This window comes from Deinococcus apachensis DSM 19763 (genome assembly GCF_000381345.1).
Lineage (GTDB): Bacteria > Deinococcota > Deinococci > Deinococcales > Deinococcaceae > Deinococcus > Deinococcus apachensis.
Genome location: NZ_KB906398.1, coordinates 688,631 through 714,069, shown reverse-complemented (window position 1 = coordinate 714,069; position 25,439 = coordinate 688,631). Strand labels below are relative to the sequence as shown.

General features: G+C 69.1%; 22 protein-coding genes. 15 read left to right on the top strand and 7 right to left on the bottom strand.

Annotation, left to right across the window (positions count from 1 at the left end):
* The first annotated feature begins 9 nt into the window (after positions 1-9).
* Genes topA through mqnC form a run of 3 tightly spaced genes read left to right on the top strand, consistent with a single transcriptional unit; the run spans position 10 to position 4,532 of the window.
* On the top strand, positions 10-2,970 hold the full coding sequence (topA, locus tag F784_RS0103625) for a type I DNA topoisomerase (protein WP_019585340.1): 2,961 nt from the start codon (positions 10-12) through the stop codon (positions 2,968-2,970).
* A 4-nt stretch (positions 2,971-2,974) separates the two neighbouring features.
* Positions 2,975-3,301, top strand: coding sequence for a hypothetical protein (locus tag F784_RS0103620; protein ID WP_019585339.1), 327 nt, complete (start codon positions 2,975-2,977; stop codon positions 3,299-3,301).
* 52 nt (positions 3,302-3,353) lie between these two features.
* Positions 3,354-4,532: a cyclic dehypoxanthinyl futalosine synthase gene (gene mqnC, locus F784_RS0103615; RefSeq protein WP_019585338.1), complete on the top strand. Its 1,179-nt coding sequence runs from the start codon at positions 3,354-3,356 to the stop codon at positions 4,530-4,532.
* 48 nt (positions 4,533-4,580) lie between these two features.
* Here the strand turns inward: mqnC and F784_RS0103610 are convergent, their stop codons facing one another.
* A complete protein-coding gene (locus F784_RS0103610; protein WP_019585337.1) occupies positions 4,581-4,820 on the bottom strand; it encodes a hypothetical protein in 240 nt (79 codons plus the stop codon).
* A 347-nt stretch (positions 4,821-5,167) separates the two neighbouring features.
* Between F784_RS0103610 and F784_RS0103605 the strand changes: the two genes are divergently transcribed.
* From F784_RS0103605 to F784_RS0103585, 5 genes are all read left to right on the top strand, one after another.
* On the top strand, positions 5,168-6,424 hold the full coding sequence (locus F784_RS0103605; protein WP_019585336.1) for a glucose-1-phosphate adenylyltransferase family protein: 1,257 nt from the start codon (positions 5,168-5,170) through the stop codon (positions 6,422-6,424).
* Positions 6,425-6,962: 538 nt separating this feature from the next.
* Positions 6,963-7,106: a 50S ribosomal protein L34 gene (rpmH, locus tag F784_RS0103600; RefSeq protein WP_019585335.1), complete on the top strand. Its 144-nt coding sequence runs from the start codon at positions 6,963-6,965 to the stop codon at positions 7,104-7,106.
* Positions 7,107-7,194: 88 nt separating this feature from the next.
* Complete coding sequence (gene rnpA / locus F784_RS0103595; RefSeq protein WP_019585334.1) at positions 7,195-7,626, top strand: ribonuclease P protein component; 432 nt, start codon at positions 7,195-7,197, stop codon at positions 7,624-7,626.
* On the top strand, positions 7,623-7,874 hold the full coding sequence (gene yidD / locus F784_RS0103590) for a membrane protein insertion efficiency factor YidD (protein WP_019585333.1): 252 nt from the start codon (positions 7,623-7,625) through the stop codon (positions 7,872-7,874). The genes rnpA and yidD overlap by 4 nt, the downstream gene beginning before the upstream one ends.
* Complete coding sequence (locus F784_RS0103585) at positions 7,871-9,451, top strand: membrane protein insertase YidC (RefSeq protein WP_019585332.1); 1,581 nt, start codon at positions 7,871-7,873, stop codon at positions 9,449-9,451. Before yidD ends, F784_RS0103585 begins: the two co-directional genes overlap by 4 nt.
* Before the next feature lie 71 nt (positions 9,452-9,522).
* Here F784_RS0103585 and F784_RS0103580 read toward each other — a convergent pair whose 3' ends face one another.
* The 4 genes from F784_RS0103580 to pdhA form a co-directional block, all read right to left on the bottom strand.
* The gene (locus F784_RS0103580; RefSeq protein WP_019585331.1) at positions 9,523-10,476 is read right to left on the bottom strand and encodes a prenyltransferase/squalene oxidase repeat-containing protein; all 954 of its coding nucleotides are present in this window, start codon (positions 10,474-10,476) and stop codon (positions 9,523-9,525) included.
* A gap of 97 nt (positions 10,477-10,573) precedes the next feature.
* On the bottom strand, positions 10,574-11,809 hold the full coding sequence (locus F784_RS0103575; RefSeq protein WP_019585330.1) for a C39 family peptidase: 1,236 nt from the start codon (positions 11,807-11,809) through the stop codon (positions 10,574-10,576).
* Between the two features lie 104 nt (positions 11,810-11,913).
* Complete coding sequence (locus tag F784_RS0103570; protein WP_019585329.1) at positions 11,914-12,918, bottom strand: alpha-ketoacid dehydrogenase subunit beta; 1,005 nt, start codon at positions 12,916-12,918, stop codon at positions 11,914-11,916.
* Positions 12,915-14,024, bottom strand: coding sequence for a pyruvate dehydrogenase (acetyl-transferring) E1 component subunit alpha (gene pdhA / locus F784_RS0103565; RefSeq protein WP_019585328.1), 1,110 nt, complete (start codon positions 14,022-14,024; stop codon positions 12,915-12,917). The genes F784_RS0103570 and pdhA overlap by 4 nt, the downstream gene beginning before the upstream one ends.
* Before the next feature lie 319 nt (positions 14,025-14,343).
* Between pdhA and F784_RS0103560 the strand changes: the two genes are divergently transcribed.
* Positions 14,344-14,841 carry a hypothetical protein gene (locus F784_RS0103560; RefSeq protein WP_157464961.1) on the top strand — a complete coding sequence of 166 codons (498 nt, stop codon included), beginning with the start codon at positions 14,344-14,346 and terminating at the stop codon, positions 14,839-14,841.
* Positions 14,842-15,037: 196 nt separating this feature from the next.
* Here the strand turns inward: F784_RS0103560 and F784_RS22255 are convergent, their stop codons facing one another.
* On the bottom strand, positions 15,038-15,817 hold the full coding sequence (locus F784_RS22255) for an RluA family pseudouridine synthase (protein ID WP_019585326.1): 780 nt from the start codon (positions 15,815-15,817) through the stop codon (positions 15,038-15,040).
* Positions 15,814-16,380: an NADPH-dependent FMN reductase gene (locus tag F784_RS0103550; protein WP_026332241.1), complete on the bottom strand. Its 567-nt coding sequence runs from the start codon at positions 16,378-16,380 to the stop codon at positions 15,814-15,816. The genes F784_RS22255 and F784_RS0103550 overlap by 4 nt, the downstream gene beginning before the upstream one ends.
* A 557-nt stretch (positions 16,381-16,937) precedes the next feature.
* On the opposite strand from F784_RS0103550, the gene F784_RS0103540 reads away from it, so the two are divergent.
* The 6 genes from F784_RS0103540 to F784_RS0103515 all read left to right on the top strand — a co-directional run bounded on the left by F784_RS0103540 (position 16,938) and on the right by F784_RS0103515 (position 25,372).
* A complete protein-coding gene (locus tag F784_RS0103540) occupies positions 16,938-19,226 on the top strand; it encodes an endonuclease MutS2 (RefSeq protein WP_019585323.1) in 2,289 nt (762 codons plus the stop codon).
* A 67-nt stretch (positions 19,227-19,293) separates the two neighbouring features.
* A complete protein-coding gene (locus F784_RS0103535; RefSeq protein ID WP_019585322.1) occupies positions 19,294-20,295 on the top strand; it encodes a hypothetical protein in 1,002 nt (333 codons plus the stop codon).
* 206 nt (positions 20,296-20,501) lie between these two features.
* Positions 20,502-20,990, top strand: coding sequence for a GreA/GreB family elongation factor (locus tag F784_RS0103530; protein ID WP_019585321.1), 489 nt, complete (start codon positions 20,502-20,504; stop codon positions 20,988-20,990).
* 82 nt (positions 20,991-21,072) lie between these two features.
* A complete protein-coding gene (gene lysS, locus F784_RS0103525) occupies positions 21,073-22,617 on the top strand; it encodes a lysine--tRNA ligase (protein WP_019585320.1) in 1,545 nt (514 codons plus the stop codon).
* 185 nt (positions 22,618-22,802) lie between these two features.
* Positions 22,803-24,137, top strand: coding sequence for an ROK family transcriptional regulator (locus tag F784_RS0103520; protein WP_019585319.1), 1,335 nt, complete (start codon positions 22,803-22,805; stop codon positions 24,135-24,137).
* Complete coding sequence (locus F784_RS0103515; protein WP_019585318.1) at positions 24,134-25,372, top strand: ABC transporter substrate-binding protein; 1,239 nt, start codon at positions 24,134-24,136, stop codon at positions 25,370-25,372. The genes F784_RS0103520 and F784_RS0103515 overlap by 4 nt, the downstream gene beginning before the upstream one ends.
* Positions 25,373-25,439: the final 67 nt, after the last annotated feature.

Here is a 25,439-nt window from a genome sequence, read left to right as displayed (position 1 = left end):
GACCCAACTATGCCCAGAACCCTCGTGATCGTCGAGTCGCCCGCCAAGGCCAAAACCATCGAGAAGTACCTCGGAAAGGGGTACGCGGTGGAGTCGTCCATCGGGCACATCCGCGACCTCCCCAGGAGCGCCGCCGACATCCCCGAGAAGTACAAGGGTCAGGCCTGGGCCAGACTCGGGCTGGATGTGGAGCATGATTTTCAGCCCCTGTACGTGGTCTCGCCCGAGAAAAGGCAGCAGGTCGCCCGGCTGAAAAAGCTCGCGCAGGAGGCCGACGAGATCATCCTGGCGACCGACGACGACCGCGAGGGTGAGAGCATCGCCTGGCACCTGTATCAGGAGTTGAAACCCAAGGTCCCGGTCAAGCGGATGGTCTTCCACGAGATCACCAAGGAGGCCATCGACCAGGCGATCAAACACCCGCGCCAGATCGATACCAACCTCGTCGAGGCGCAGGAGGCCCGCCGGGCGCTGGACCGCCTCTACGGCTACGAGGTCAGCCCGGTGCTGTGGAAGAAGGTCGCGCCCAAGCTCAGCGCGGGCCGGGTGCAGTCGGTGGCGACCCGGATGCTCGTCGAGCGCGAGCGCGAGCGGATGCGCTTTGTCAGCGGGACGTGGTGGGACCTCCTCGTGACCGCGCTGACGGAGGACTCGGCCCGCTTCCCCGCCCGGCTCACCGACGTGGATGGCGTGCGGCTGGCGACGGGCAAGGACTTCGACCCCCTCACCGGCCAGCTGAAGAAGGGGACGGAGGTGCGGCTGCTCGACGAGGCGGCGGCACGTTCACTCGCAGACGGGCTGACCGGGCAGGCGCTCACCGTCACCTCCGCCGAGGAGAAGCCCTTCACCCAGCGGCCCTACGCGCCCTTCATCACCTCCACGCTCCAGCAGGAGGGGAGCCGCAAGCTGGGCTTCGCCGCTACCCGCACCATGCGCGCGGCGCAGCGGCTGTACGAGCAGGGCTACATCACCTACATGCGAACGGACTCGACCAACCTCTCGCAGGAGGCGATCACGGCGGCCCGCACGCAGGTGAAGGCGATGTACGGCCCGGAGTACCTCAGCCCCCAGCCCCGCGTCTACGCCAAGAAGGCCAAGAATGCCCAGGAGGCGCACGAGGCGATTCGCCCCGCCGGGTCGAGCTTCCGCACACCGGACAGCCTGCGCGGCGAACTCTCGGGCGACGAGTGGCGCCTCTACGACCTGATCTGGAAACGCACGGTTGCCTGCCAGATGGCCGACGCCCGGGGCCGCAGCCTGCGGGTGCGTCTGGCCGGAAAGGCGAGGACCGGGGAGGAGGTGGGCCTGAGCGCCACGGGCCGCACCATCGACTTCCCCGGCTTCCTGCGCGCCTACGTCGAGGGCCGCGACGACCCCGCCGCCGCGCTGGAGGACCGTGAGACCCCGCTGCCGCCGCTGAGGGAGGGCGAGCGCGTTACTGCCGAGGGCGTCAAACCCGAGGGCCACGAGACCCAGCCCCCCGCCCGCTACACCGAGGCTTCCCTGGTGCAGGCGTTGGAGGGCGCGGGCATCGGCCGTCCCTCCACCTACGCGAGCATCCTGGGCACCATTCAGGACCGGGGTTACGCGACCAAGAAGGGGCAGGCGCTGGTGCCCTCGTGGACCGCCTTTGCCACCTCCGCGCTGCTGGAGCACCATTTCGGCAACCTGGTGGACTACGACTTCACCGCCCGGATGGAGGAGGACCTCGACGACATCGCGGGGGGGCGGGCGCGGCGGGTACCGTACCTGCGCCGCTTCTACCTGGGCGAGGGCGGCGAGGGGATGGCCCTGCGGCCCCTGATCGACTCCAAGATGGGCGAGATCGACGCGCGCGGCATCGCCACCATCGTCGTGCCGAAGCTGGAGGGCACAGGCATTGAGGTCCGGGTCGGCCGCTACGGGCCGTACCTGCAACGCGGCGAGGAGAAGGCGAACCTCCCCGAAGACCTCGCGCCCGACGAGTTGACGCCCGAAAAGGCCGCCGAGCTGCTGGGCCGCCCGACCGGAGACCGGGTGATCGGCACGGACGAGGCGACCGGGCATCCCGTCGTGGCCCGTGCCGGAAGGTATGGGCCATACGTCACGCTGGGAGACGGCAATCCGCCCGTGCGCTCGGCGAGCCTCTTCCCGGGCGACGACCTGAACACGATCACCTTGGAACGCGCCCTGCGGCTCCTCAGCCTGCCGCGCCTGGTGGGCGTCTCGGAGGGTGAGGAAATCTGGGCGCAGAACGGCAAGTTCGGGCCGTATCTGAAACGCGGGAACGACTCGCGCAGCCTCGCCACCCACGAGCAACTGTTCACGGTGTCGCTGCCCGAGGCCGAGGCGCTGTTCATGCAGCCGCGCTTCCGGGCGAGGGGGGCGGCGGCCGCACCCCTGCGGACCTTCGAGTACGAGGGCCGTTCTCCCATCACGCTCAAGTCGGGCCGTTACGGGCCGTACCTCACCGACGGCGAGCGCAACGCCACCCTGCGCAAGGGCGAGGACGAGGGGACTCTGACGCCCGAGCGCGCCCTGGAAATCCTGGAGGAGCGCGGCAAGGAGCCCAAGGGCAAGGCGGGGAAGGGCGCGCGTAAGGCGGCGGGCACGAAAGCGGGGGGAACGAAGGCGGGCGCTGCGCGGGCTGGCACGACCCGCAAGAGTACGGGGACACGAACGGCAGCCAAAGCTCCAACCAGAAAGGCGCCCGCTAGCCGGACGGCGGCAAGGAAGCCTGCCGCCAAAGCCACCTCGACCCGGACCAAGACGGCCACCAAAGCTCCCGCCAAAGCCGCCCTCACCTGGGCCGACCTCAAGCCGCACCTGGGCGTGCTGAGCGAGCAGGAACGCGCGCTGGTCACCGCCACCCGCGACCAGGGCCGCAAGGTGGAGGAGGTCGCCCCCACCCTCGGCCTGGACGTGAAAAAGGCCAAAGGGATGGCCCTCCAGGCGAGCAAGAAGCTGAACCAGGCGGCGCGCGGGGAGTAGCCGGGTGCGGCCCCGCCCTCCCCGGCCCGAGCCGCCCCAGGCGCTGCACCTCGCCCGGCTGGCGGCAAGTACCCCGGGCGAGTGGGTGGCGCTGCCCGGCGGCCTGCTGCGCGTTCTGGCGCTGAAGGGCAAGGTCGGCGGCCCAAGTGTCTCCGGCTGGCTCACCTGCCTGGCGGGTGAGGCCATCCTGGACCTGCCCCAGCGCGAGTTCGTGCGGCTGCGGGCTGCCGAGGGCTACCGGGTGACTCCGGGCGAGCCCTGGGAAGCCCTGCCGGTCCGCGCCGGAACGGTACTGCTGCTCGTGCCCGACGGGGTGGAGGACCGGCGCTGAGGTTCGCCTGCGCCGGGACGCTTGCCGCCCCCGTGAGTGCTAGCGTGCGGTCATGACTGCCCGTGTGGATGGAGTCGGTGCCGCCATTCTCGAAAAAGCCGCGTCGGGCGAGCGCCTGAACGCCGCCGAGATCGAGGCGCTGTACAGGTTGCCGCTGCCGGACGTGGCGGCGGTCGCCCACGAGCTGCGCCTCTCGCGGACGAACCCCGACGTGGTCACGTTCCTGATCGACCGCAACATCAACTACACCAACATCTGCAACGTGGGCTGCAACTTTTGCGCCTTCTACCGCACCCGCAGGCAGAAGGACAGCTACACCCTCGACTATGAAGCTATCAGCGCCAAGATCACCGAGCTGGAGGCGGTCGGCGGCACCCGCATCCTGATGCAGGGCGGCGTGAACCCTGACCTCGGCCTGGACTACTACACCGGCCTGCTGCGCCATATCAAGGCGCACCACCCGAGTATCCGCATCGACGCCTTCTCGCCCGAGGAGGTGCTGTTCATGGAGAAGACGTTCGGCCTGAGCCTGGATGAGCTGCTCGACACGCTGATTGAGGCGGGGCTGGACGGCCTGCCCGGCGCGGGTGGGGAAATTCTGGAGGACGAGGTGCGGAAGAAGGCGGCCCCCGCCCGCATCCGCTCCGCCGACTGGTTCCGCATCCTCGACGCGGCGCAGCGCAAGGGGCTGTATACGATTTCGACGATGGTGATCGGCTTCGGCGAGACGTACGCCCAGCGCACCCGGCACCTCCTGCAAATCCGCGAGCAGCAGGATCGGGCTCAGCGCCTGTACGGGGGCAACGGCTTTTCCGGCTTCGCCATGTGGACCCTCCAGACCGAGCACACCCGCCTGCACGGCAAGGCGCCCGGCGCGACCGCCCACGAGTACCTCCAGCAGCTCGCCGTTGCCCGCATCGCGCTCGATAACGTCCCCAACCTCCAGGCCTCGTGGCCGGGGCAGGGGTTCAAGGTTGCGCAGGCCTCGCTGTACTACGGGGCGAACGACCTGGGTTCCACCATGATGGAGGAGAACGTGGTCTCGGCGGCGGGCGGGCACGGGCGGCACCGCACCACCGTGCGCGAACTCATCCGCAGCGCGGTGGACGCGGGCTTTACCCCCGCCATCCGTAACAGCCGTTTCCAGATCATCGAGTGGCCCGATGTGGGCGCGTACCTGGGCCGGACCGAGGCCAACCCCGAGGCGGAGCGGGCGGTGGGGGCGGGATAAAGCAGAGGCCGGAGCGTGCTGCCCCGGCCTCTCTTCCCCCACTTCCAGCTACGCGGCTCCGCCCAACTGGGTCTGCCGTTCCAGGTCGTCCAGTGCCTGCTCGTACAACGACTGGGGCAGCCGGGGCACCACCGCGAGGAAGGTCGCGGCGTCCTTGAGGGTGGCGTGGAGGCTGTCGTGCTGCCAGCCCGGCCCCTCCGCCACCAGCCGCACGCGCCCGCCGCCGGTCAGGAACCGGACCCGGCCCTCCCCGGTGCGGGTGTCGCTGAGGTGACGGGTCACGTTCATGTCCCCAGCGTAGGGGAAAGGGATGAGGCAGGCATCGGCCAAAATGATGAGGGCTTTGGGAAGGCGGCCGCGCGGCCCAGGACAGGCTGGGAACGTCGGACGGGAGAACCTCACACCGGAGTTCCCCGCCTCTGGCCGGAACTCCCCGGACATCAAACTGGGGTGGGGGCCTGTCTCACCGCGAACACCAGCATCACCGCCAGCGCGGGCGCGACGAGAACAAACATCAGACCATACCGGGCCTCCTGCGTCCCCGCCTGAGGTGACACTCGTGGCCGGGCCGGTCATGAAGCGCGGTCCAGTCCGGGCTCACACGTCTGTCCCGGAAACCCGCCACACTCACAGACGTGGCTTCGCGGATCGCCGGTCAGAAGGTGCTTGCCATCGTGCTCGCAGGGGGCAAGGGCAGTCGCCTGGCGCCCCTCACCACCGAGCGCGCCAAACCTGCCGTGCCGTTCCTGGGCACCTACCGCCTGATCGACTTCACCCTGTCGAACCTGGTGAACAGCGGCCTTGAGGACGTGTGGGTGATCGAGCAGTACCTCCCGCACGGCCTGAACGACCACCTCTCGGGCGGGCGGCCCTGGGACCTCGACCGCACGCGCGGGGGCCTGGTGGTCATGCCGCCCTTTTCCAGCCCTGGGCGGGAGGACGGCGAGTTCGCCCAGGGCAACGCCCACGCCCTCGCGCAGCACACGGGGCTGATGGGCGAGTTCGGCCCCGACGTGGTCCTCGTCCTGAGCGCCGACCACATCTACCGCTTCGACTACGCTGGCCTGATCCGCGAGCATGTGCGGCGCGGCGCCAGCGTCACGATGGTGACCACCGAGGTCGAGGAGGCGCAGGCCACCCGCTTCGGCAATGTCCGCGTCGGTGAGGACGGCCGGGTCCGCGAGTTCGCCTACAAGCCGGGTGAGCCGCTGGGAAAGACCGTGACCGCCGAAATTTTCGCCTACGACGCGGGCGTGCTGTTGGACACCCTCGCGGAGTTAGAGAAGCAGGGTGAACTGGGCGACTACGGCGAGCAGTTGCTCCCGGCCCTCGTGGCGCGGGGGGACGCCTACGCCCACCCGCTGGAGGGCTATTGGATGGACGTGGGCACCCTGGAGGCCTATCTCGGCGCCCACCGCGACTTCCTGGATGGCCGGGGCTTCCCGCTCGATACGGAGGACTGGCCCTTCATCACCAGCTCGATCTCCCGCCCACCCGCCCGCATCGAGGGCAGCGCCCGCCTCGACCAGGCCTTCGTCTGCGGCGGGGCCATCATCGCCGGGGAGGTCGTCCGCAGCGTGATCGGCCCCAACGCCGTGGTGGAGGAGGGCGCCGTGGTGGTGGACAGCATCGTGCAGCCCGGCGCCGCGGTGAGGGCGGGGGCCGCCGTCCGCCGCACCATCGTGGACCAGCACGCGACGGTCGAGGCGGACGCCCAGATTGGAGGCCCGGACGCGGACAGCCCACCCTCGGTGGTCGGTGCCCACGCCACCGTGGGGGCCGGGGCAAGGGTCGGTCCCGGCCTGCACGTCCCCCCCCGCCAGACCGTTCGCGCGGGTGAGGAGGAGAGGGTGGTGGAGAAGCCCGAGGGGGAGGGCCGGGCGGGGAAGTAGGGGGAGTGGCGCCTTTCTAGTGGGAAGAGGTGAAAAGCTTTCCGCGGCCAGGTGACGCATCCTCCCTGAATGCGCCGAGATGACGTCCATGACGGCAGTTATGCCCCTCCCCTTGAGGGGGAGGCTGGGTGGCGGTGAATGGGCACGCCCCGCAGCGCGGTGAGTAGATGAGGCAGGCCATCTTGCAGTCATTGAAGCTGGTCACACGCCCCCTCTCCCACGAGGGGAGAGGGGGAAGACCGCGTTCCCACCGTGCCTTTTCTACATCGGTGGCATACGCCCACCACAAAGCCGTTGAGGAAGAAGAACGAGTGCCCCTGCCTTTCCAGCTTCGGCTGAACACGTCCATCCCCGAGCGGGGACTGCGGAAAGGCCTGCCACGCCAACCCGCTCTTCCCGCGCGGCCTGCCCACGTGATACACTTCCAGAGTTTGCCCTCCCAGGGGGGCGAGTTTCGCGCACAGGCACGGCAGGCCGCAGGGTTCCAGGCAACTCAGGAGTCAGGGCCGCCCGCCGCGAGAAGAAGGAGAGCAGAGTCATGAAGCGTACCTACCAGCCGAACGTCCGCAAGCGGGCCAAGACCCACGGCTTCCGCGCCCGCATGAAGACCAAAGCGGGCCGCAACATCCTCGCGCGCCGCCGCGCGAAGGGTCGTCACCAGCTTACCGTCAGCGACGAGTAATTTTCGCCTTTAGGAGCGGGTTATCTCGAACCCCGACCAGCCCAGCGCCACGCAGGCACGGCCCCGCCGTCCGGTGGCGCTGGAGTCGTTGAGGGGCGACCGCGAGTTCCGGCGGGTGCGGCAGCAGGGAGTGGCCTTGCGCGACCCCCTCTTCACGCTGCGGGTGATCGATTATCGCCCAAGGTACGGTGAGGTGTGGCGTCCAGGCGCCATCATCGGGATCGTGGTAGCCAAGAAGACCCTGCGCCGCGCGGTGGACCGCAACCGCGCCCGCCGCCGCGTGCGCGAGGCGCTCCGCACGCTGCCTGGTGGCCTGCCCCCCTGCCGCGCGGTCCTGATGCCCAATCCCGGCGTGCTGACTGCGCCCTTCCCGGAGCTGCAAGCGGCGCTCGCGCGGGTGCTCGCGCAGGTGCCCGGCCGCGTCAAGCGCAAGGGGGGCGGACAGGGTGGGAACCGGCGTTCCGCTTCCCCCGTACCCGCCAGCGTGACGTCCAACAAGCGCCCCGGGGGGGAGACATGAGCGCCGCCTCGCGGAGCCTGGTGCGGATCGTGCGGGCCTACCAGCGGCACCTCTCACCGCGCAAGCCCGCGCCGACCTGCCGCTTCACGCCCACCTGCTCTCAGTATGCTGTGGAGGCCATCGAGCGGCACGGCGCATTGAAGGGCGGCTGGCTCGCCGCGTGGCGCGTGATGCGCTGCAACCCCCTGGTGCCGGGTGGCTTCGATCCCGTGCCTCAGCACTTCCCCTCCAGAAAGACCCCTGCATGAAGATCAAGACCCTGATTCCCCTGACGGCCCTCGGCGCCCTGCTCCTGACGGGCTGCGGCACCACCGGCCCCCTTCCCACCTTCGGCAAGGCGATCACGCCCGAGTGGATTCGTGCCGACTTCGACGGCCGCCCCGGCGACGAGCTGATCGCCACCAGCAACCTTCAGGACGTGGTGTTCAACCGGCGCGGCGAGGTGATCGGCTGGTACGTGAAGGGCTACGCGGGCACGCCGTACATCAAGCGTCAGGCTGACGGCACCTACGACTTCAGCGCCCTGAAAAATCAGCGCGGCATCGTCAACATGGTGGGGAACCGCCGGGCGCTCGCGGTCTCGGCCGGGAACGTCCTCGGTCCCACCCAGCCTGCCCAGGTGACGGTGCCGACGACCTCCCTGGACCTCGCCCAGAACCGCCAGGAAGCCGTGTTCCGCTACACCCAGAACGGCGCCACCGTCACCAAGACCGTCACCCTGCACCCGCGCAACTTCAAGGTGGACGTGCGGACGAGCATCGAGGGTGGCCCGCAGAACTACACCATGCTGTTCCCCGGCTTGGGCAAGGCGGACAACCCCCGTGTGCAGGCCGTCCCGGTCGGCGGTCAGCCCGCCGCCGTGCAGGGCAACGGCACCCTGAGCGTGCAGAACATCCAGTACGCGGCTCTCCAGGAAAACCCCAGCCAGATCGCGCACGCACTGATCGTGCGGCCCCAGGGGGGCACGACGGCCAACGCGACCCTGACGGGCGGTGCCCAGGGGCTGATTTCCGTGGCCCTTCAGGGGAACAGCAATCTGGAGGTCTACGGCGGCAAGAACGAGCTGATTCACCTGTACCAGAGCGGCTACAGCAACCTGCCTGGCCTGTTCAAGCCCAACTTCTTCGGGAGCATCAGCCTCTACATCGTGAAGCTGATGGAGGGGCTGTACAAGTTCGTGGGCAACTGGGGCCTGGTGATCGTGCTGCTCACCATCCTGCTGCGGCTGATCATGTGGCCGCTGATGCAGGCGCAGGGCCGCACGACCGCCCGCATGCAGGTCATGCAGCCCAAGATCAAGGAGATCCAGGAGAAGTACAAGGAACGCAAGGATGTGGACTCGCAGCGGGCCATGCAGCAGGAGATGCAGCAGCTCTACCGCGACTACAACTTCAACCCGGCGGGGTGCTTCTCCACCTTCCTGCCCTTCCCGGTATTGATCGCGCTGTGGTCTACCATCCGCAACTTCGAGTTCGACTCGGGCTTCCTGTGGCTGCCGGACCTCGCCATCCCCGACCCCTTCTACATCCTGGCGCTGATCTACCTGTGCGTGAACATCGGGCAGCTCTACGTCATGACGCGCAAGAACCCGGACATGTTCCGGCAGCAGGCCTTTATCTACATCATCTTCCTGTACTTCGCGCTGACCTTCCCGGCGGGCGTGACGATCTACATCATCCTCTCGACCCTGATCGGCATCGGCCAGCAGATTCTGATCAACCGCCAGGTCGAGCGCGAAACGGCGAGCATCGGGCAGACGGTGCAGAAGGCCCCGGTGCGAGCGACCGCCAAGCCTGCCAAGACTATCGAGGCGCCCAAGAAGTAAGTGGGCCGGTTCTGACCGCCCTGCCGGAAGGTGGGGCGGTTTTTTTGGGATGTGGTGTGGCAGGATTTTTCCTACAACCCCTCCAGCCTGCCCCACGCCCGCAGGGTAAGCAGCGCTTCCAGCGTCCGCACGCTGCGCCACTCGCGCTCGGCCCGGGGCCAGACGTCGGGGAACTGCCCACCCCAGGACCAGTTGGGTGCCCACGAGCCGTCCTCCGCCTGCGAGGTGAGGAGGTGGGTCAGGGCCGCTGCGAGGGGTTCCTCCAGCGGGCGGGCCAGGGGCGAGGCGGGGGTGGGCGCCGCCGAGAGGGGATTGATCCCGTAGGCGGCGAAGTCCTGCGGGGTACGCGAGACCCGGCTGGGCAGCACGTCGTCGAGGTAGTCCAGCACGGGCTCCCGGTGCAGGCCCGGGACCTCGGCGGTCTGGGCGAACATGGCCGCGACGTGGTGGCCGTTCACGTCCCCAGGGTCGAGACCCTCCAGCACGGCGTCGCGCGTCTCTACGGTGAGGAGGGACAGGAGCCCCTCCGGCAGCAGGTCCGGCCAGCGCCACAGCAGGGCCACGATCTCGGCGCGGGGATTGACCCGGAAGCCGCCGAACGTCCGCGCCAGCTCCCCGGGTTCCGCTTGGTTCCACCAGGGGGCGTGGGGGTGCGCCTCGGCCTCGGGGGGGAGGAAGGGCCAGACGCTGCCCTCCTCCTCCACCTGGAGGTGTGAGCGCAGCCAGGCCACCGCGTCCGCCAGCAACGGCTCGGTGGCCGGAACGTCGAGGTCATGCAGCACCCGCAGCGCCTGCGAGGTCGCCAGCGTGCTGCTCTGCGGGGCGCGGTGGTCCGGCTCCAGTGCCCGACCGAAGCCGCCGTCCGGGTTCTGGTAAGCCTTCAGCGTGTCCAGCACATCCCCGGCTGGCCCATCCTCAAAGGCGTGGCGGAAGCGCGCGGCCTCCAGTGGTCGCCCCCGCTCCAGCAGGAAGGCGCGGGCACGGGCGTAGGCCTCCGGCGACAGGCGGGCGGCAGGCAGGGTCATGCGACGAGGGTAACACTGCGGGCGGGAAGCTCGACAACAGACGCATCAGCGCGTCAGTGAGAGCGTCCCCTTCGCGGAGAAAAGGCGGTTCTGTCCCTCAGAGCCCGTCCAGCGCTGCCCGTGCCGAGGCGTAGCTGGGCCGCAACCTCAACGCCTCGCGGTAGGCGCTCTTCGCTTCTGCTGCCCGTCCGAGCCCGGCCAACGCGCGGCCCCGCCAGTAGAGGGCCTCCTCGTGGGCGGGGGCGTCGCGCAGGACGGCGCGCGTCAGGCGCAGCACGTCCGCGTAGCGCCCGGTGCGGATGTACGCCTCCAGCGGTCCGAAGGAATACCACAGCGTCCGCCACGGCAGGCCGCCCACCACCCGTGCCGGGCGGGTCGGGTCGAGCGTGAGGTCGGGTTGGGCGGCGAACGCCTGATCGAAGGCCCGCGCCGCGCCCTTTGCGTCCCCCAGGGCGAGTTTCGCGTTCCCCACATTCAGCCAGCCCACCGCGTCATTCCTTCGCTCCGCCTCGGCCAGCGCGACCCGCAGCGCCTCACGTTGCCCGGTCGCCTTATCGGCGCGGGAGCCCAGCAACTCCCGCACCTCCTCCTGCCGCTCGGGGGGCAAGACGACCAGGAACGTCCGCCCGAACGAGCGCCACAGCTCGTCGAACTGACCGTAGGGCATCTTCAGCGGTCCCATGTACGAGTCCAGCGCCCGGAAATCCTGCGCCGCGTCGTCGTAGCCCGTCAGCAATCGGTAGTGACCCATCCCGCCGCTGTCATGGGTGATGAACCACGTCTCCACGATCACCGGGAATCCCGCCGCGAGCAGCCGCTTGAGCATCGGGCGGTCGCCGTTCGTGGCGAGGTGGACGTTCATCCCCTGCGAGCGGGCGAAGGAGGCCAGCTCCTCCGGCGACACGTTCACGTCCCCCCGGTTGGCCTTGAGCCGGGGCGCGATGTCGTACTGGTCGAGCTTGCCGCCCCAGCGACTCAGCGCCATGCCCACCGTCACCGGCCCGCAGTTGTTCAGCCGCTGGTACTCGTGCCGGATGCCCGTGATGCTGGCCGAGGCGGGCAGGATGGGGGCCGGAGCGGGGGGGGCTGGGGTCGGTGCCTGGGGTTCGGGGCTGGGCACGGGGGAAGGCGCGGGCGTCTCCTCCGCAGGGGTCGCGGCGGATTCGGGGGCGGGCGCCACCGCCGGGATGAAGGGCGTTTCCGGCTGAGCTGGCGCGGCGGCTGCCGGAGCCGCCTCCTGCCCCCGCAGTTCCGGCTTCTGGAGGCGGGCCACACCGAGCACAGCCGTCCCGGCGAGCAGGGCAGAGGTCAGAAGCAGGGCAGGCAGACGCATCGCCTCCCATCCTCACCGGCCTTCATGATTCGGCGCTGAGGTGAAAAAGTGCGCTGGAACGCAGTTGGGAAGGCGGAAGGGACGACCCAATCCGCCCCACCTCCTCAGTACGCCATGACCTGCCGGATCGCCCTCGCCACCCGCACTGGATTGGGGCGGTACACGTCCTCGATGGAGGTGAAGGGCGGGTACGGTGCGTCGAAGCCCGTCACCCGGACGATGGGCGAGCGCAGGAACTCGATGGCCTCCTCGGCGACCGTCGCGCTGATCTCCGAGTGGAAGCCGCCCGTGCGCGGCGCCTCGGTCACGATGACGACCCGGCCCGTCTTCTGGACCGAGGCGAGGATGGTGTCGGTGTCCAGCGGCACGAGCGTCCGCAGGTCAATGACCTCCACGCCGATCCCGTGCGCCCTGGCGGCCTCGGCGGCCTTCTGCGCGACCTCGACCATGCCGCCGTAGCAGATCACGGTCACGTCGTCGCCCTCGGTCACCACACGGGCTTTCCCGAGCGGCACCGTGTAGTACCCCTCCGGCACCTCCTCCTTCACCGACCGGTAGAGCTTGATCGCCTCGAAGAAGAAGACCGGGTCGGGGTCCTCGATGGCGGCCAGGAGCAGGCCCTTGGCGTCGGCGGGGGTGCTGGGAATCACGACCTTGACGCCGGGAGTGTGCGCCAGGATCGCCTCGGGGGAGTCGGCGTGCTGCTCTGGAGTATGGACGCCGCCGCCGTAGGGCGCGCGGACCACCATGGGCAGGTGGTAGCGGCTGCGGGTGCGGTGACGGTAGCGGCCCAGGTGCGAGAGGATCTGGTCGAGCGCCGGGTACAGGAAGCCCGCGAACTGGATCTCCGCGACCGGCTTCAGGCCCGCCAGCCCCATGCCGACGCCCATGCCCACGATCCCGGCCTCGGCGAGCGGGGTGTCGAACACGCGCTCGGCGCCGAAACGGGTTTGGAGACCGTCGGTCGCGCGGAACACGCCGCCCATTACGCCCACGTCCTCCCCGAAGATGTGGACGGCGGGGTCCCGCTCCAGCGCGAGCGCGAGCGCGTCGTTGATGGCGGCCACCATCGTCATGGTCTTCGTCTTGCTGGGGGCAGTGGCGGTCATGCTTGTTCCTCGGCCAGGAGTTGCGCGCGCTGGCGCCTCAGTTGCGGGGTGGGCTCGGCGAACACGTGGTCCACGATCTCGGCGGGGGTGGGCTCGGGGAAGGCGTCGGCGACCGCGAGGGCCGCCTCGAACTCAGCCTCGATCTCGCGGGTGAGGGCCGTGTCCTCCTCCTCGGTCAGGTGCCCCTCCGCGAGCAGGTGGGCGCGCAGGCGGGTCACCGGGTCCTTGGCGTCCCAGCCCAGGTTGTCGGCGTCCGTGCGGTAACGGCTGGGGTCGTCGGCCAGGGTGTGGGGCTTGATGCGGTAGGTCACCGTCTCGATGAGCGTAGGACCTTCCCCCGCCCGGGCGCGGCGCACCGCCTCGGCCGTCACGTGGTAGGTCGCCAGCACATCATTGCCATCCACCCGAACGCCGGGGATGCCGTAACCGTCCGCCCGGCGCGAGAGGTTCGTCGCCCGCGTCTGGGTGCGGGTCGGCACGCTGATCGCCCAGCCGTTGTTCTGGAGGATGAACACGCAGGGGGCGTCCAGCGCGCCCGCGAAGTTCAGCGCCTCGTGGAAGTCGCCCTCACTGCTGCCCCCGTCGCCGATGTAGGCCATCGCCACGTTGGCCGTCCCCCGGCGCCGCTCGGCCAGGGCCGCCCCGACCGCGTGCGGGTACTGAGTGGCGATGGGGATGTAGAAGGGCAGGATCTTGAGGTCCTGCGGCATTGCCCAGCCGTGCGGGCTGGTGCGCCAGTACGCCAGCGTCTGCGGGATGGGCAGGCCGTACGCCAACGCGGCGCCCGTGTCGCGGTAGGTCGGGAACAGCCAGTCGTCGTGGGTCAGCGCGGCAGCGGTGCCGACCTGGCTCGCCTCCATCCCGCCGTAGGGGGGAAACACACCCATGCGGCCGGTGCGGTACAGCACCCACGCGCGCTCGTCAAAGTGGCGGACGCGGCGCATCTGGCGGTACAGGTGCAGGCGGGTGGGCACGTCGGGCAGGGCCTCGGGCCGGATCACGCTGCCGTCGGGTGCGAGGGTCTGGAACATCTCGCCCTGCGCGTCCTCGTAGGCGGCGGCCCCGGCGGTCAGGGGATCGGGTGGGGTGGTCTGGGGCTGGGACATTCGGGGAGCCTCCACGGGCAGGGGAGAGGACAGGGCGGGGCAGGAAAAGGGGCGGAGGTCGCGCGAAAAGAAACCTTCGCTGGCCTCCGTTCAGGCTGCCGTTACGGCGCGCGGCGCTGGTTGAGCAGCCGGGCTGACCCGGTCCCGCGGGGGGGAACCGGAGCAGGGGGGACGCGGGAGGGCATCGGCATACGGGGGCGCGGAGAGGGTGGCCCGGCCAGGCGGTCGGCGGCCACCCGGGAGGGAGGATGCGCCCAGCGTAGCAGGCCAGGCGCAACTTTGGGTGCCCGCCCCAGCCCCGGCGGGTACACTGCCTGCCATGAGACGCGCGTTGCTCACGCTCACGGCCCTGATGATCCTGCCCGGCACGGCCCTCGCCGAACACCAGCAGGGCAATCTCCGCACCCTCACGGCCACTGACCTGTGCCCGCCCATCTCGTACGTGTACGTTGACGACGAGGAGCAGGAGGACCTGGCCGTCGAGGTCGACGAGCAGCTCGCCCGCTACGCCACCCTCTATGCCATTCCCTACGGCGATCCCAAGACCTGCACCGTCGCCCAGGTGTTCACCGTGGACGCCTTTGAGAGCCGCGACGGGCGCTACCTGTACGCCGTGGACCTGGACGTGGAACTTGTGAAAGACGCCCAGGTGACCATCGGCACGCACCGCCTGACCGCCAGCCACCTGCAACTGTGGTCCACCTCCGGCTACGGCAGCGTGCCCGACGCCGACGCCCTGGCCGAGATGGCGACCAACAGCGTCCGCGACTACTACGAGGAATTCGCCCTGGACTGGAAGGCGACCCACCCGAAGTAACGGCCCCGGGTGGGGGAGGCAGGTTTGTCCTTCCGAAGGAAGCGTGGGCGGGAGTCAGAGCACTTGAAAGAAGAGTTGTCACCCTGAGCGAAGCGAAGGGCCCCCTCCACAGAGGAGGAGATGCTTCTGACACTGTTCTTATGCCAGATGCTCTCAAGCTTCTCCCCCTTGCCGTACAGAGCAACCTGGACGAGCTTCAGGGGGAACTTGAATCGCCCTTGGCCTGGTCCGTCTCCAGCCCGTCCCAGAATGCCTGCAAATCGGATGCCAGCGGCGCCTCCGCGGCGAACTGGGTTCCGGCCCATGGAAAGGCGATGCGGGCGGCGTGCAGCGCCTGCCGGGGGAGCAGCAGCCGGGCGGTCAGCTCCGGCGTCTGCCCCGTCTCCATGAAGTCGAGGAAGGCCTGGGGGTCGCGCCCGTAAATCTTGTCGCCCACCATTGGCAGGCCCAGGTGCGCCAAGTGGGCACGAATCTGGTGCAGCCGTCCCGAGCGGGGATAGGCCTCGATCAGCGTGAAGCCCGCCCGCCGCTCCACCATCCGGAAATCCGTCACGGCGGGCCGCCCGTTCGGCACGACCGCCTGCCGGATCACGACCTTGTTCGCCCCGCCCAGCCCCAGATCCCCCAGCGGGGCGTCGAGGGTCAGCCGCTCCCACCCCGGCGACCCGTGGACGAGGGCCAGGTACGTCTTGCCGACCAGATGTTCCTTGAACAGGGTAAAAAAGCGCCGGGCGGCGTCGGGGTCGCGGCTCAGCAGTTGCGTCCCGCTCGTCTCACGGTCGAGGCGATGGGGCGGCGCGAGGTCACGCTCGCCCGTCTCGGCCCGCATGAAGGTCAGTACATCGGGTACGTCCACCCGCGCCCGCACCGGATGGGTCAGCCACAGCGCGGGCTTGCCCACCACGTAGAAGTCGGGATGCTCGACCAGCACGCGCGGCTTCTCGGTGGGAGGCAGGAGGGGCGCGCGGGCCGTCATACTTCCCAGATCGAGCGGTAGGGCCGGTCCCGCAGCCGGGCGGCGAGGTCCACGCCGCGCTCCACCGTGCGCGCCAGCCACTTGCCCGGCACCCCGTCCGCCGCCCACTCCGCCGAGGTCGCGTACACGAAGTGGGGGCTCACCACGCAGCGAAAATCCGTCATCAGCCCGAAGGCGAAGGCCCCGTGGCTCAGGTAGCCGTGTGCCAGGCCTCCCGAGACGAGGAAGGTGACCGGCTGGTCGAACCACGCGCCGTGCAGCCCCCGCTCAGGGTCGGTGCTGCCCGTCAGCTCGACCAGATTCTTGACACCCGCCCCCAGGCCCCAGTTGTAGACGGGCACGGCGAGGAAGACCCCGTCCGCCTCCCCGATGACCCGGTGATACAGCTCCGCGTTCGGATGCGCGTAGCAGGTGTCGTTGTCGAAGGGGGGCAGGGGCGTGTCCCGCAGGTCGAGCAGCGTCACGTCATACCCATCAGCCCCCAGTTGCGCCGCCGTCAGCCCGGCCATCCAGCGGCTGCGGCTGACGGGATCGAGGCTGGTGGACAGCACCGCGAACTTCACGGGGGGCAGGGTAGCAGGCGAGGGGTTGGAAGAGCCACGGCTTTCAGTCCCTGCGCCAAGCCATCCGGCGCGAGACCCCCTTACGCTGCTTGTGGGAATCCAGCAGCCATGGGCGGCGGAACTTCCGGCCCGAAAGGGGAAGACGATGAAACTCAACCACCTCAACCTGACCGTCACCGACGTCAGGGCCACTCTCGCATTCCTGGAAAAGTATTTCGGGCTCCGGGGCCAGGGGAAGGCCAATGACCGCATGGCCTTCCTGACCGACGACAACGGGACGCTGATCAGCCTCTTCCGCGGGGAGCACGTCAGCTACCCCGACACCTTCCATGTCGGCTTCACGCAGGCGAACGAGGAGTGGGTATCAACTAGCAGCTCCGCGAGGACGGTTACGAGGTGGGGCCGCCGGGCAGGCAGCACGGCTCGTGGACCTTCTACTTCCGCTCCCCGGGCGGATTTGTCATCGAAGTGCTCTGCTGAGCCGCCGGGGGCCCCACTGTTCCTAAGCCAACCGGCGCACGTTTCCCCGCACTACCCGTTGTTATCCTCGGTAAGAGATGCCGTTTGCCGCCCGTGCCCTGACCGCCCTGGATTTTCCCCGCATCCGCGACGCCCTCGCCGAGCGCAGTTCCACGTCGCTGGGCGTGGAGCGGGCGCGGGCCATGACGCCCTCCGACGACGCGGGCCGCATCCGGCGCGAACTCGACGAGGTGGAGGACGCCCTCTTCGGGGTGAGCCTTAGCCTCGGGGGCATCCAGGACATCCGCGACCTGTACGGGCGGGCGCAGGAGGGGCGGGTGCTCTTGGGGCAGGACCTGCTGAACGCCGCCTATTCGCTGGACGGCGCGATGACGGTCAAGCGGGCGATTAATGCCAACTCGCGGGGGCCGCTGCGCGACGTGGCCCTTGGTTTGGGCGACCACAGCGAACTTGTGCGCCGGGTGCTCTCATCCCTCGACCGCGACGGCGGGGTGCGCGACGACGCCAGCCACCGGCTCCGCGACCTGCGCCGCCGCATCGAACCGCTGCGGGGCCGCATCCGCGAGAAGCTGGCGGCCACCCTGGACCGCTGGGCGGACGTGCTGCAGGAGCACATCGTCACCATCCGGCGCGACCGCTATGTGCTCCCCGTGCAGGCGAGCCGGGTGGGACAGGTGCAGGGCATCATCGTGGACGCCTCCGCGACCGGGCAGACGTACTTCGTGGAACCGGCGGCGGTCACCCAGCTCAACAACGAACTCGCCCGCCTGATCCTCGACGAGGAGGCCGAGGTCCGGCGCATTCTCACCGAGCTGTCGGGCCTGCTCGCCTCCGACCCCGACGTGCCCGTCACCCTCGCCACCATCGGCGAACTCGACCTGATCTCCGCGAAGGCGAGGCTGGCGCGCGACTGGCGCCTCAACCGCCCCGAGCCCACCACCGACAGTACCTACGACCTGCGGGAGGCCCGGCACCCCCTGATCGAGAACCCCGTCCCCAACGACATCGGCCTCGGCGACACGAAGATGCTCCTGATCACCGGGCCGAACATGGGCGGCAAGACGGCGACCCTCAAGACGCTGGGCCTGGCCGTCCTTATGCATCAGTGCGGGCTGTACGTGGCCGCCGCCTCCGCCCGGCTGCCTGTGGTGCGCGACGTGCTGGTGGACATCGGCGACGAGCAGAGCATCGAGGCGAGCCTCTCGACCTTCGCCTCGCACCTCAAGCACCTGCGCTTCGTGCTGCGCCACGCCGCGCCCGACACCCTGGTCCTCATCGACGAGCTGGGCTCGGGCACCGACCCCGCCGAGGGGGCCGCGCTCGCGCAGTCGCTCATCGAGACCCTGCTGGGGCAGGACGCCCGCGGCATCATCACCTCGCACCTCTCGCCCCTGAAGCTCTTCGCGCTGGAGACGCCTGGGCTCAAAAACGCCTCGATGGGCTTCGATGTGGAGACCCTCTCGCCCACCTACCAGCTTCAGGTGGGGCAGCCGGGCCGTTCCTACGCCCTCGCCATCGCGCGGCGGATGGGGTTGCCGAACGATGTGCTGTCGCGCGCCGAGGAACTGCTCGGCCCTGACGCGGGCCTGATGGAGCGGATGCTGGAGGGCCTGGAACGCGAGCGCGCGGACCTCGCCTCGGAACTGGAGCGGGCCACGACCGCCCGCCGGGACGCGGAGGCTGAAGTCGCCCGCATGCGCCAGGAGCGCGAGACGCTGGAGGCCCGCCGAAACGAGATGATCGCCGAGGCCGCCCAGAAGGCCGAGACCCTGTACGCCGACGCCATCGAGCGGGTCCGCACCCTGCGAGCCCGCGCCCAGGAGGACAGCGCCCGCCCCCGGGTGATGCAGGAGCTGCGCGAGTTGCGCTCCGCCGCCCAGAAGGCCCGCCCCGCCCCGCCCCCCTCCCGCGAGGAGCGCGGCGATCCCATCCGGGTGGGCAGCACGGTCGAGGTGCCCGCCTACGGAGCGACCGGCCAGGTGCTGGAGATGCGCGGCGACGACCTCGTGGTGCAGCTCGGCGTGATGAAGGTGGGCGTCAAGCGGCGGGACGTGCGCCTCAAACCCGAGCCCAAGGTGAAGGCGCCGCGCCCGACCTTCGCGGGGACCAGCCCCAACACCTTCCAGAACGAGCTGCAACTGCGCGGCCTGGGCGTCGAGGAGGCGGTCGAGGAACTGCGCACCGCGATCACTGAGGCGCAGGCCCTCCGGGAGACGCCGCTGCGGGTGGTCCACGGCAAGGGGCAGGGGGTGCTGCGCCGCCTGTTGCGCGACTACCTCAAGACCGACAAGCGCGTCGAGTCCTTCCACGATGCCGAGGCCAACCAGGGCGGGCACGGCGTAACGATCGTGAATGTTAGGACCTGAAAAACATCATTTTTCACATCCGCGTCACATTCACCAAAACCGGCGGGAAAGGCGTCAGGATGCTCGGGTGTCGAGACGATTCACCCAGATTCTGAAGTGCGGGGCAGCCGCCCTGACGCTCACCGGCCCCGCCGTCGCCACTGCCCAGACGGCAGGCACGCAGACGAATGCTGTGCCCGCCCTCCGGCTGCCCGCTAACTATTTCCCGCGTTTTGGCGACACCGAGGTGGTGGCTGGCCTCGACGGGGGAGTGTCTTTCGGCGTGCGCGCCTTTCCGCTGCCCTTCAAGCAGGATGTGCGCCTGGTGCTGGCCCGGCACCCCCAATACTGGGAATACGGTGTGAGTACCCGGATCAACGACACCTCTCTAGTCGTGGGTGTGTTCGATAATGGCCTGGGCGCCGCCGCGGGGATTCCCCGCCTGGAGATCACATATAACCCCTACCGTGGGCTGCAGTACAGTGGGCTGCTTCAGGGAAACGGCGCGTACTCCCGCTTTGCGGGAGGGTACGCCTTTACGGTTTTCCAGGACCGTGTGCGAGTGGTGAATAACGCTGGGGTGGCCTTTCAGGGGGATGTGGCGGCAACCTACACACAAACGGAAGTGGGGGCCGGGTACGGCAAGATGTTCGGGAAGATCAACACGTCCTTTGGCGTCAACGCCCGTCTGTACACCTTCCCCATTCAGCGAGAGGCACAGGGCAGTCTGGACGTGTCCCTTAACGCGAATACGGCCCTGGCCCCCGGCCTCACGCTGGTCGCCTCGCATTTCGAGCGGCTTGTGGCGGGCCACGTCGCCATTCCTGCCCTGAATCACGGCCGCTCCCAAGAGACGAACGCCAGCCTCACCTACCGCCTGCCCATGGGCGCGACCCCGCCCGCCTTCACCGTGGGCGCGCTCCGCACCCGTGTCACCCGCGTCTGGACGGGCAACGTGACCACCGTATACGGCGACCTGCTGCTGCGCGCCGAGGCGCTGCCCTCGCTGTTCGGTCCCTCGATCGGCTACCAGTGGGCGGCCGACGGCACGGGCAAGTGGCTCTTCAGCCTGACGTTCATGGGCAAGTGAGCGGCTGATCCGCGGCGTCCCCTGCTGGGCGGCGCGCGAGGGTGACCGGGCAGCCTGCCCTCCACCCGGCAGACCTTTGGAGGGCCCCGTTCCAAGCACGAGCTTCCATTGCCTGCCACACAGGCTTGTGGCAGAATGCCGGACGAATTCTCAGAAATTCGTTCCTTTTCCTTCATCCCCATGCACGTGAGCAGTGGAGGGCAGCCGTGGTACAAGCGACGAGACAGGTCAGACTCACGAGGGAGGGCTTCGAGCGCCTCCAGCGCACCCTGGCGCAGGAGAACGCCCGCCTGGCGGAGGCGACCCGCATCCTGCAAGAGCAGATGGAGACGAGCGCCGACAACGAGGACACCGGCCTGGAGGACGCCAAGCGCGAGAAGCTGAACATCGAGGCCCGCATCGAGGAGCTGGAGGACACCCTCGCCCGCGCCACGATCATCGAGGACCACGAGAATGACGGCCGGGTGGAACTGGGCGCGGTGGTCACCCTCGCCAACGAGGCCACCAAAAAGGACATGCGCGTGCAGGTCGTCAGCGCCCCCGAGGCGGCGGTCCTCGGCGGCAGCCTGCCGCGCATCAGCGAGGAAAGCCCGGTGGGGAAGCAACTGATGGGCCGCAAGCTGGGCGAGACCTTCGTGGTGAACCTGGAAAACGGCAGGCAGGTCAAGTACCGGGTCAAGACCATCGAGTATTAGACGGGGCAGGGGGAGTGGGGGGTACCGGGCAAGGCCCCTCCGCTCCCTCTTTTTGCTGTTACCGCCGCCTATACTTCCCCCTATGTCCGACTCCGTCCCCACCCAGGATGCCCGCCGCGCGGGTCTGCACGAGCAGACTGTCAGCCGCCTGAACAACCAGGACGCCCTGCGCGAAGCGGGCTTCGAGCCCTACCCCTACAGCTACCCCCAGACCCACCACACCCGCGACGTGCTCGCCGCCCACCCTGGGGTGGAGCCCGGTCAGGAGTGGCCGGAGGAGATGTATGCCCTGGCGGGACGCATCACGAACTTCCGCCATCAGGGCGGGTCCGCCTTCGCCGACCTCCAAGACGAGCAGGGACGGCTGCAACTGCACTTCTCCAAGCAGGACACCGAGCAGTTTGCTGCCACGAAGAAGATCGACCTCGGGGACATCATCGGCGTGACGGGTTTCCCCTTCGTCACGCGGACGGGGCAGCTCACCCTGCGAGTCAGGTCATGGCAGCCCCTGGTCAAGAGCCTGCACCCCCTCCCCAGCAAGTTTCACGGTCTTCAGGATGAGGAACTGCGCGCCCGGCGCCGGTATCTGGATCTGATTGTGAACCCGGAGCAACGGGAGGTGTACCGCACTCGCGCCCGCGCCATTCGTTACATCCGCAACTTCCTCGACGACCGCGGCTTTATGGAGGTGGAGGGTCCCACCCTTCAGGTCGTGCCGGGCGGCACGGAAGCCAAGCCCTTCAAGACCTTTCACAACGCCTTGGGGCACGAGTTCAGCCTGCGAATCAGCCTGGAGCTGTACCTCAAGCGGCTCCTGGTTGGCGGCTTCGAGCGCGTGTACGAGATCGGGCGCAACTACCGCAACGAGGGCATCGACCGCACCCACAACCCCGAATTCACCATGCTGGAGGCGTACTTTGCCTACGGCGACTATGGGAACATGATGCGGCTGGTCGAGGAGCTGCTGCACGGCCTCGTCACGCAGATCAAGGGCGGGCCGCGTCTGACTTACCAGGGCAAGGAGGTGGATTTCAGCCTGCCCTTCCGGCGGCTGGACTTCGTGACGACGCTGAAGGACGCCGCCGGACTGGATTTCGACCCCACTGACCTTGCCCGGCTGCGGGCCTGGACCGACGAACGCCACCCGGAACTGCGGAAGGTGCCCGACTACAAGCTGCTCGACAAGCTCTTCGGCGAGTACGTCGAGCACACGCTGGTCAACCCAACCTTCGTGACCGACGTGCCGCTGGCGATCAGCCCGCTGGTGAAGGCGCACCGCTCCCGCCCCGGGTTCAGCGAGCGCGCCGACCTGTTCGTGGCGGGGTTTGAACTGGCGCCCATCTACAGCGAGCTGAACGATGCCTTGGACCAGCGGGGCCGGTTCGAGGCGCAGACCGAACGCCGTGATGCCGGTGACGACGAGGCCCACGAGCAGGACGAGGACTTCCTGCTGGCCCTGGAGTACGGCATGCCGCCCGCCGCCGGAATGGGTATGGGCATGGATCGCCTCGCCATGTTGCTCACGGACAGCGATTCCATCCGCGACGTGCTGCTGTTTCCCCTGCTGCGGCCGGAAGGTCAGCCGGGCGGAGTTGAGGTGGCTTCAGAAGCCGACACCTTGGGCTAAACGTTCTTCTGGAACCCCTCAAGGGCCGGAGCATCTACGCTCCGGCCTTCTTCTTGGGGGCACACCCACCCCGTTAATTGGTTCTCTTGACAAACAAAGAAGCATGGGAGCAGGATGAAGCGTTTCATAAGACGACCTGCTTCGTGTTCTCGAAGCCTGCTCCGCCTTCTGCTCCCGGAGTCCTTTTGCCGTACGCCGAGCTTCCCAACGACACGCTCGACTTGGCCGCCATTCGAGCCCGTCATACTCTGTTGCTGCTGGGCCGACTGTGGCGGGGTGACCGGGCACGGGTGGACCTCGCACGGGAACTAGGCTTGTCGCGCAGCGCGATCAGCTCCATCGTGGCCGAGCTGATGGACGCCGGGCTCGTGCAGGAGGCCGGGCCGCGTGTGGGAGTTTCGGGCGCCGAGGGAGGCGGACAGGTGGGCCGCCGCGCGACGCTGCTGGCTCTCAATACCCGGGCCGTCTTCCTGCTCGCCGTGGATCTGGGGGCCAGCCACGCGCGGGTGGACCTGCTCGACCTGCGCTGCGCGACACTGGCCTCCCGGACTGTTGCGCACGACATCCTGCTCGGCCCCGCGGCGACCTACGCCCTGCTGGTGGAGCTGACCTGCGCGGTGTTGACCGAGGCGGGCGTGGGGCGTGAGCGGGTCGCGGCGGTCGGCGCGGGTGTGCCCGGCCCGGTGGACCACGCGACCGGGTGCGTCGTTCAGCCCCCCAACATGCCCGGCTGGGACGGCGAGAACGTGGCGGCGGGGCTGGAGGCGGCGCTGGGGCTGCCCACCCGGGTGGACAACGACGCCAACCTGGGCGCGCTGGCCGAGACGCGCTTCGGGGCGCATCGGGGCGCCGCCGATCTGATCTATGTGAAGGCCGCGACCGGCATCGGTGCGGGCGTGCTGCTGGGCGGGCGGCTGCACCGGGGCGTCCGGGGCGGGGCGGGCGAGATCGGGCACATCAGCATCAACGAGCAGGGGCCGGTGGGCCGCAGCGGCAACCCCGGCAGCCTGGAGAGCTACGCGGCGGGGCAGGTGCTGGTGAAGACCGCCGCCGAGCGCCGCGCCGCCGGGGCGCTCACCACGCTGCCCGACCCCCTCACCCTGGCCGATCTGATCGACCGGGCGAACACCGATCCCCTGGCCCGCGCGGTCTGGGCCGAGGCCGGGCATCACCTCGGCGTGGCGATCAGCACCGCCCTGAACCTCTTCAATCCCAGCGCGGTCGTGATCGGTGGGCGGCTGGCGGGGGCGGGCGAGGTGTTCCTGCACGCCGTGCGCGAGAGCGCCCTGGGCCGCACCATGCGGATCAACGCCGACCGGGCCCGCATCGACCTCAGCACGCTGGAGGGGGACGCCGGGGTCCTCGGCGCGGGCGCGATGCTCCTCGACCACCTCTTCACGCCGGGCGGCCTGCGCCACCTGTACCGGGTCGCGGCGGTGGGCCGGGGGCCGCCCCAGGCTCCGGCCGCGTTGCCGACCGTCCCCACCGCCACGCTGTTCTCCCCAGGAGGAACCCCATGAAGAAAGCTCTGCTCATTGCCGCCGCCCTCGCAGTCACGGGCACCGCCGCCGCCGCCGGGAAGCTCGAAATCTTCTCCTGGTGGTCCGGTGACGAGGGTCCCGCCCTCGACGCCCTGGTCAAGCTCTACAAGCAGAAGTACCCCACCGTTGACCTGGTGAACGCCACGGTCGCGGGCGGTGCGGGCACGAACGCCAAGGCTGTGCTCAAGACACGCATGCTCGGCGGCGATCCGCCGGACTCCTTCCAGGTTCACGCGGGGCAGGAACTCATCGGCACCTGGGTGGTCGCCAACCGCATGGAGGACCTGACCAGCCTCTACAAGTCCGAGGGCTGGATGTCGAAGTTCCCCAAGGACCTGATCCCGCTGCTGTCGAGCAAGGGCGGCATCTGGAGCGTGCCCGTCAACGTCCACCGCTCCAACGTGATGTGGTACATCCCCGCCAACCTCAAGAAGTGGGGCGTCACGCCGCCCACCAGCATCGACGGGCTGCTCAAGACCTGCGCCACCCTGAAGGCCAAGGGGCTGGCCGCGCCGATCTCGGTGGGGGACAGCAGCTTCCCACAGCCGCACATGTGGGAATCCATCGCGCTGGGCACGCTGGGCACCCAGGGCTGGGCCGACCTGTGGAGCGGCAAGCTGAAATTTACCGACCCCCGCGCGGTGAAGGTCTGGACCAACTTCGGCAAGGTCATGGACTGCACGAACAAGGACTCCTCGGGCCTGACCTGGCAGCAGGCGACCGACCGCGTGGTGAAGGGCCAGTCGGCCTTCAACATCATGGGCGACTGGGCCGCTGGGTACATGGCGACCACCCTCAAGCTCAAGCCCGGCACCGGCTTCGGCTGGGCGCCCGCGCCCGGCACGGCGGGGACCTTCCTGTTCCTCTCGGACAGCTTCGGCCTGCCCAAGGGCGCCAAGGACCGCACCCAGGCCGTCAACTGGCTCAAGCTGCTGGGCAGCAAGCAGGGTCAGGACACCTTCAACCCGCTCAAGGGTTCCATCGCCGCGCGCACCGACTCGGATGTGAGCAAGTACAACGTGTACTCGCAGTCGGCGGCCAAGGACTGGCGCAACAACCGCATCGCGGGCAGCCTGATCCACGGCGTCGTCGCCAACGAGACCTTCACCAGCGGCTTCGGCGGCATCGTCGCGCAGTTCGTGCAGAACAAGGACGCGAACGCTGCGGCGCAGGCTACCCAGGCGCTCGCCACCCAGGCGGGCATCGGCAAGTAAGTTCCGGCTGGGGCGGCGTCCAAGTGGCGCCGCCCCGCATCCATTGGGGTGCGCCCCCCGTTCCAAG

Coding starts and splice junctions, on each gene's coding strand:
- topA (WP_019585340.1), top strand. CDS start 10: ATGCCCAGAACCCTCGTGATCGTCGAGTCGCCCGCCAAGGCCAAAACC.
- mqnC (WP_019585338.1), top strand. CDS start 3,354: ATGACTGCCCGTGTGGATGGAGTCGGTGCCGCCATTCTCGAAAAAGCC.
- F784_RS0103610 (WP_019585337.1), bottom strand. CDS start 4,820: ATGAACGTGACCCGTCACCTCAGCGACACCCGCACCGGGGAGGGCCGG.
- rpmH (WP_019585335.1), top strand. CDS start 6,963: ATGAAGCGTACCTACCAGCCGAACGTCCGCAAGCGGGCCAAGACCCAC.
- yidD (WP_019585333.1), top strand. CDS start 7,623: ATGAGCGCCGCCTCGCGGAGCCTGGTGCGGATCGTGCGGGCCTACCAG.
- F784_RS0103585 (WP_019585332.1), top strand. CDS start 7,871: ATGAAGATCAAGACCCTGATTCCCCTGACGGCCCTCGGCGCCCTGCTC.
- F784_RS0103580 (WP_019585331.1), bottom strand. CDS start 10,476: ATGACCCTGCCTGCCGCCCGCCTGTCGCCGGAGGCCTACGCCCGTGCC.
- F784_RS0103575 (WP_019585330.1), bottom strand. CDS start 11,809: ATGCGTCTGCCTGCCCTGCTTCTGACCTCTGCCCTGCTCGCCGGGACG.
- F784_RS0103570 (WP_019585329.1), bottom strand. CDS start 12,918: ATGACCGCCACTGCCCCCAGCAAGACGAAGACCATGACGATGGTGGCC.
- pdhA (WP_019585328.1), bottom strand. CDS start 14,024: ATGTCCCAGCCCCAGACCACCCCACCCGATCCCCTGACCGCCGGGGCC.
- F784_RS0103560 (WP_157464961.1), top strand. CDS start 14,344: ATGAGACGCGCGTTGCTCACGCTCACGGCCCTGATGATCCTGCCCGGC.
- F784_RS22255 (WP_019585326.1), bottom strand. CDS start 15,817: ATGACGGCCCGCGCGCCCCTCCTGCCTCCCACCGAGAAGCCGCGCGTG.
- F784_RS0103540 (WP_019585323.1), top strand. CDS start 16,938: ATGCCGTTTGCCGCCCGTGCCCTGACCGCCCTGGATTTTCCCCGCATC.
- lysS (WP_019585320.1), top strand. CDS start 21,073: ATGTCCGACTCCGTCCCCACCCAGGATGCCCGCCGCGCGGGTCTGCAC.
- F784_RS0103515 (WP_019585318.1), top strand. CDS start 24,134: ATGAAGAAAGCTCTGCTCATTGCCGCCGCCCTCGCAGTCACGGGCACC.